At 38.0% G+C, this 4,768-nt stretch carries 6 protein-coding genes; 3 read left to right on the forward strand and 3 right to left on the reverse strand.

Annotated features, from left to right (window positions below; translation table 11 throughout):
• On the forward strand, nt 1-203 hold a 203-nt coding region (locus tag VB620_RS20675; protein ID WP_323198038.1), incomplete at its 5' end, for a type II toxin-antitoxin system death-on-curing family toxin.
• A gap of 109 nt (nt 204-312) precedes the next feature.
• Here VB620_RS20675 and VB620_RS20680 read toward each other — a convergent pair.
• Nucleotides 313-954 (reverse strand): hypothetical protein, encoded by a 642-nt coding sequence (locus tag VB620_RS20680; protein WP_323198039.1) that lies wholly within the window; start codon nt 952-954, stop codon nt 313-315.
• A 105-nt stretch (nt 955-1,059) separates the two neighbouring features.
• Between VB620_RS20680 and VB620_RS20685 the strand changes: the two genes are divergently transcribed.
• Nucleotides 1,060-2,046: a hypothetical protein gene (locus tag VB620_RS20685; protein ID WP_323198040.1), complete on the forward strand. Its 987-nt coding sequence runs from the start codon at nt 1,060-1,062 to the stop codon at nt 2,044-2,046.
• Nucleotides 2,047-2,351: 305 nt separating this feature from the next.
• Here the strand turns inward: VB620_RS20685 and VB620_RS20690 are convergent, their stop codons facing one another.
• Nucleotides 2,352-3,035, reverse strand: coding sequence for a recombinase family protein (locus VB620_RS20690; RefSeq protein ID WP_323198041.1), 684 nt, complete (start codon nt 3,033-3,035; stop codon nt 2,352-2,354).
• A 386-nt stretch (nt 3,036-3,421) separates the two neighbouring features.
• On the opposite strand from VB620_RS20690, the gene VB620_RS20695 reads away from it, so the two are divergent.
• A complete protein-coding gene (locus VB620_RS20695) occupies nt 3,422-4,177 on the forward strand; it encodes a hypothetical protein (protein ID WP_323198042.1) in 756 nt (251 codons plus the stop codon).
• A 109-nt stretch (nt 4,178-4,286) separates the two neighbouring features.
• Here VB620_RS20695 and VB620_RS20700 read toward each other — a convergent pair whose 3' ends face one another.
• Entirely contained in the window at nt 4,287-4,535 is a 249-nt protein-coding gene (locus tag VB620_RS20700) for a hypothetical protein (protein ID WP_323198043.1), read from the reverse strand.
• Nucleotides 4,536-4,768 lie beyond the last annotated feature (233 nt).

The raw sequence follows: 4,768 nt of genomic DNA on the forward strand, positions 1-4,768 counted from the left end.
ATGGATTTGCAAAAAACCATGCTTTTATAGACGGTAATAAACGGGTAGCTTTCGCAGTGATGGCTACCTTTCTCGAATTAAATGGATATTCATTAGATGTTCCAGAACCGCAAGTTGTTTTAATAATGGAACGACTAGCAAACGGTCAAGAAAGTCAAGAAACAATATCAGAATGGCTTCAAGAAAATTCTATTAAATATTAAATTGTGTTCTGATTTTACATATTAAGTTTTAATAGGTATAAAGACAAGATGGGACACGTTGCAAAGTTTTGTAAATGCTCAAAAATATTCTTTAACTTTGACCTAAATACTAGGTTTTACTAACCAACCACCCCATCTGATTACCCAGCTTTCCCGCTTTGGTGAAAGTAAAACTACCCCACACAAAAGCCACTTCATCTTTGCCCACCCTTGGGGTAACACCAATTAATTCTTTAACCTTGCCTGTACTCAGTATCCACTTATGAGTTACAGCTTTTTCTAATTCCTCATATTCTGCTAGGGGCGATCGCCTATTCCCCATGTACCCCATCATTTTCTCAACCAAACCAGCCATAAGACTGATAGCGGTTAGGTTTTCGCTGTTGTCTAGTTCGTTGTCAAGTTTGTCTAGTTGATTGTCAAGTTTTTCCAGTGCGGGTATTTCAACCTCTGGCTGAATGGGAAAATTAGCAATCGCACCCCCACCCCGGATATGCTTGTCAAGTTTGTCCAGTAGCTCTAACTGCTGTGGGTTGATTTTACCCCGTGCCACTGGTTTTATGTCCAGTCCGTTTATTCTGTCGTATATGGCTTGTCTGGACTCTAACCCGTATCTGGCTTGTAGACTAGCGATTTTTATCAATTCAATGTCTTGGTTGTCCATCTTGGCTTGTCCAGTGGCGTACTTGACAATTTTACTTTGTCCAGTGACTCGGTAGACAAGTAGATTTGATATCAAATTTGTACCCATTCCCTAGCCACTTTTAACGTTGCTTCTGCTGTGTAATAAATCCCCTTCTTGCCATAAACCGAATAGTCGTGGCATTCAAGTAGGTTGGTTGTGCAATAATGCTTAATGTCTAATTTACAAATTAATACAATGTCTACCCAAGTTTACTTAGAATATTTTGATTCTGCTATTGGCTTATACAAACAAGGATTAGATTTATTAAGTCCAGAAAAAGACGATATTTCAATTATATCGGGATGCATACTTATAGCTATTGGACTTGAAAAATTTATTAAATTTTCTTTAGAACAAGAAAACCAACTCATGGTTTTAGAGAATATAGCTTTCAAGGATGTTTTAAATCTAAAACTAGGGAAAAGAATTGGAAGTATAGAAATACGAAGTAGTGAAATTGAAAGTAGTAAAAAGCCAAATAGTGACGCAAGGAGGACAAAAACTGTTAGCTTACAAGACGGATTTACTAGATTAAGTCAAATATTTCCTGAGCTTAAAAGGAGCAACTATAACCTAGACAAAATAGTTGAAGATAGGAATTTCTTAATTCATGGCTCTGGCGATTTTTCTTTAGATGAAATAGAAGGAAGAATTAGAGTTAATGTAACATCTATATCTGAATTAATTTGTTCGGTTTGCCTCAAGAAAAATCCTGTAGACGTTTTTGGGATAGAGATATGGGAAATAATGAAAAATTTCAGAGAAGCATATAAGCAGGCTGAAGTTTTAGAATTACAGACAAGGTTGAATTTTTTAAAAAGGCGTTATTCTAAAGATAAAAAACTTTCTTGTGAGAAAAAAATATTAGCAAAAGATGCAACAGATGATCAAAAATTTGTACTTATCACAGCTACTTATGCTACACATACTTGTCCAATTTGCAAGGGTAAGGCTCAGATTGAAATAGATTGGGATATAGATAGTATCTATTATCCGGACTTAAACTACTCTGTTATTAATGGAGCATACCCAATAAATTTTAGTCTCTTTGTTTGTCCAAATTGTAGTTTTACTTTGTCTGACCACGAAGAAATTGAAATTTTATTAGGGCAAGAAGAAGTAAAAAGATTGTTTAGTATGGAACATCCCGAATTATAACAATTCTTTTTAAAGTGACCCCAATTTTTAATCTCCCACTATTCCCAGATTGGCAACACTCTTTCAACTGCTGTGGGTTGATTTTACCCCGTACCACTGACAAAGCGATGATCTGTTAAAACTGTATGCAGCTTCGTACTACTATCACCAGTACAAAAACTACGATAAAAAGTGAATATAAGATAAGAGTCACTTTGCTAATTTGTCTACAAATGTGTACAGACTGTATACAAAACTAAACATCAAAAAAATGCCCCTCTAGAATCGCCTAGAAGGGCATCAAAATTACTTTAAGGTGCAATACATCATGCAGTAACAGGTTGAGGATTAGCTTTTAATCTCTTGTTTAATGCTTGTTTAGACCACTGGGAACCTCTTGATGTGGTGTAGCCTTCAGTGTTTAAAATGGTACAAACTTTGTCCAGGCTTAAGCCCTGTTCGCGTAATTCTTGCGCTCTAATTATTGCGGCTTCTGTTGCCTCTTGTGCCTTATCAGAATGAGACTGTCTACCTGCCTGACCTAAGTTACAGCCTTGTGCTTTTTTGACTGCCAAAGCTGCTTTAGTCCGTTCGGAAATTAATCTTCTCTCTTCCTGTGCGAGTGACGCGCGTAAATTAATTTCAAACTCACTGGCATTAGGATTTTCTGCAATTATTAATTTTGGGCAATTCTTAATCATAAACCCGTTAGTAAAAGAAGAAACATAAAATACATCTCTACTTAGTCTATCCAATTTTGAGATAAGAAGTTTAGCACCAAACTGGATAGCTGTATCAATAGCAGTTTTAAAACCGTCTCTAACCATCGGATCACTCTTCCCACTACAAACATCCTGATATTCTCCTATAATCTCCAAACCCTCAAAGTTGGCTAACTTACGACACGCGTCTAATTGGGCATCTAATCCTAGTCCTGATTTTCCCTGCTCATCGGTTGATACTCTGGTGTAGATAACGACTGCTTTTATGTTTGCTTTAGCGCGTGCCATGTCTGTTTAACCTTTGTTTGTTCCTTATGCCATGATTGTAAACTTCTAACGTCTACTTTGTCAACTTCAAACGGTCGTTAATAGTTGACAAAGAGAAGGGGCAACTGGCACATATAGACAAAAGCAGGTAATTAATAGATTTACATAGAGTAAAGTCTATGTAAATGGGTTGTAGTAAAATTGTATTACTAGACTAAACCATTTAGTCTAGATACGAAGTTTTGAACCGTCGCCAAAGCATAACCACTATTTACCCACAAGCGTGTAAGCGGTATTACAAAAGTAACTTCTGTAGCATAATATTTGTACACATTATTGTATACAGATGTATACAATAATGTTATGATATTTGTACACAGATGTATACAACACGTACACACAAAGCTATGAGTAATTCTGAGATAATTTCCTTCCGACTGAATACCAAACAATTAGAGGCACTAGAGGCGTTAGGGGAGGGGGGGGAGACTAAACAAGCCATAGCTAAGAGAATTGTACTTGCTGCTATTGGTGGTACTCCCCAGGGTTCACCCGTGCCACAGGATGTACTAGATAAATTGAGGGGAGAATTTATCGATAGGATGAATACCCAAAGCGGATCTATAAACGAAGTATTGGCTAAACAATGGGATGCGATCGCACAACTAAGAGAAGAGATAAAAGCCTTGCAGCTAGTCGGTATACAGTCTGTACACATTAGTAAACCGACTGAGGATATATTACCCCAGGAACCACAGGAGGATAGTATACAAGCTGTACACAACTGTGTACAAGAGGAAGAGGTTACACAGCAGGAGGAACCCCAGGAGGTGATCACACCTGGGGAAGATTTGAGCGATGGGCAAAGCCCCGCCTCCGGCGATCGCCACCAAAGCGATGATGTGGACAAAGCAGAAATTACCGTAAGTGGTCAGGCAGGGAAAAAAATACTAGACAAGAAACAAATTATAAACAGAAGAGACAACATAAAAAAGAAGATGAAACCGAATGATGTCTCAGGGACAATTATCGAAAATAAATTAGTTGAACTATACCCGTATTATTCGGATTGGTTCTTGGCTGATGGTAAACCAAATAAGGTTATGGCCGCAGCTAACTATGATCACATTATCAAAGCGATTCAGTCAGAACTAAACCAGTAGAGCATACCCAAAACGACAAAAAACCGACTCAGATATCTAAGTCGGTTTTTTATCGCGGTTATTGTATTTTGCTATTTTTAAAAACTAACTGAGTTTTAAAAACATTAATTTATACATTTGCTCTCCTCCTAATAATATACGGCTTCATTTCCTCAGCCGTTCGCAGTCCTAAAATATCCACTTCCTTAAATCCCATCGCCTCTAGTTCTGTCTTTGCAGTGGTCGGGTTATCGCTGGCATAGTAGAAGCAATTGCCCCTCTCATTGGTTTCCTGGTAGGCAATTACAGCGCTCCAAAAATTCTCAATGGCGATCGCACCCGGAACCGATGCACTAGAAAAATAAGTTACTTGCTTCATTCCTCCCCCTCAAATTTAATAAGCTTGCCATTGAAATGATCATAAATCTTCCCAGGGTGAAACCATCCTGGTAAAGTTTTTTCGATGTCTTCCAGACTGTTCCCCAGGGTAAGCGTTCAGGGGGTATAAAGAAGAAGAAAACAACCCCCGAAGTCAAGCAATCAAATTATGCAGCTTTCGACAAGTCAGAATCATCAGAACAAGCAGTAGCTTCTGGAAGCAGAGAAGGAGTG

Source organism: Nodularia harveyana UHCC-0300 (genome assembly GCF_034931085.1).
GTDB classification, from domain to species: Bacteria; Cyanobacteriota; Cyanobacteriia; order Cyanobacteriales; family Nostocaceae; genus Nodularia; species Nodularia harveyana.

Excerpts from the sequence above, each read along its gene's own strand:
- VB620_RS20700 (WP_323198043.1), bottom strand. The coding sequence starts at position 4,535 with ATGAAGCAAGTAACTTATTTTTCTAGTGCATCGGTTCCGGGTGCGATC.
- VB620_RS20685 (WP_323198040.1), top strand. The coding sequence starts at position 1,060 with ATGTCTAATTTACAAATTAATACAATGTCTACCCAAGTTTACTTAGAA.
- VB620_RS20695 (WP_323198042.1), top strand. The coding sequence starts at position 3,422 with ATGAGTAATTCTGAGATAATTTCCTTCCGACTGAATACCAAACAATTA.
- VB620_RS20680 (WP_323198039.1), bottom strand. The coding sequence starts at position 954 with ATGGGTACAAATTTGATATCAAATCTACTTGTCTACCGAGTCACTGGA.
- VB620_RS20690 (WP_323198041.1), bottom strand. The coding sequence starts at position 3,035 with ATGGCACGCGCTAAAGCAAACATAAAAGCAGTCGTTATCTACACCAGA.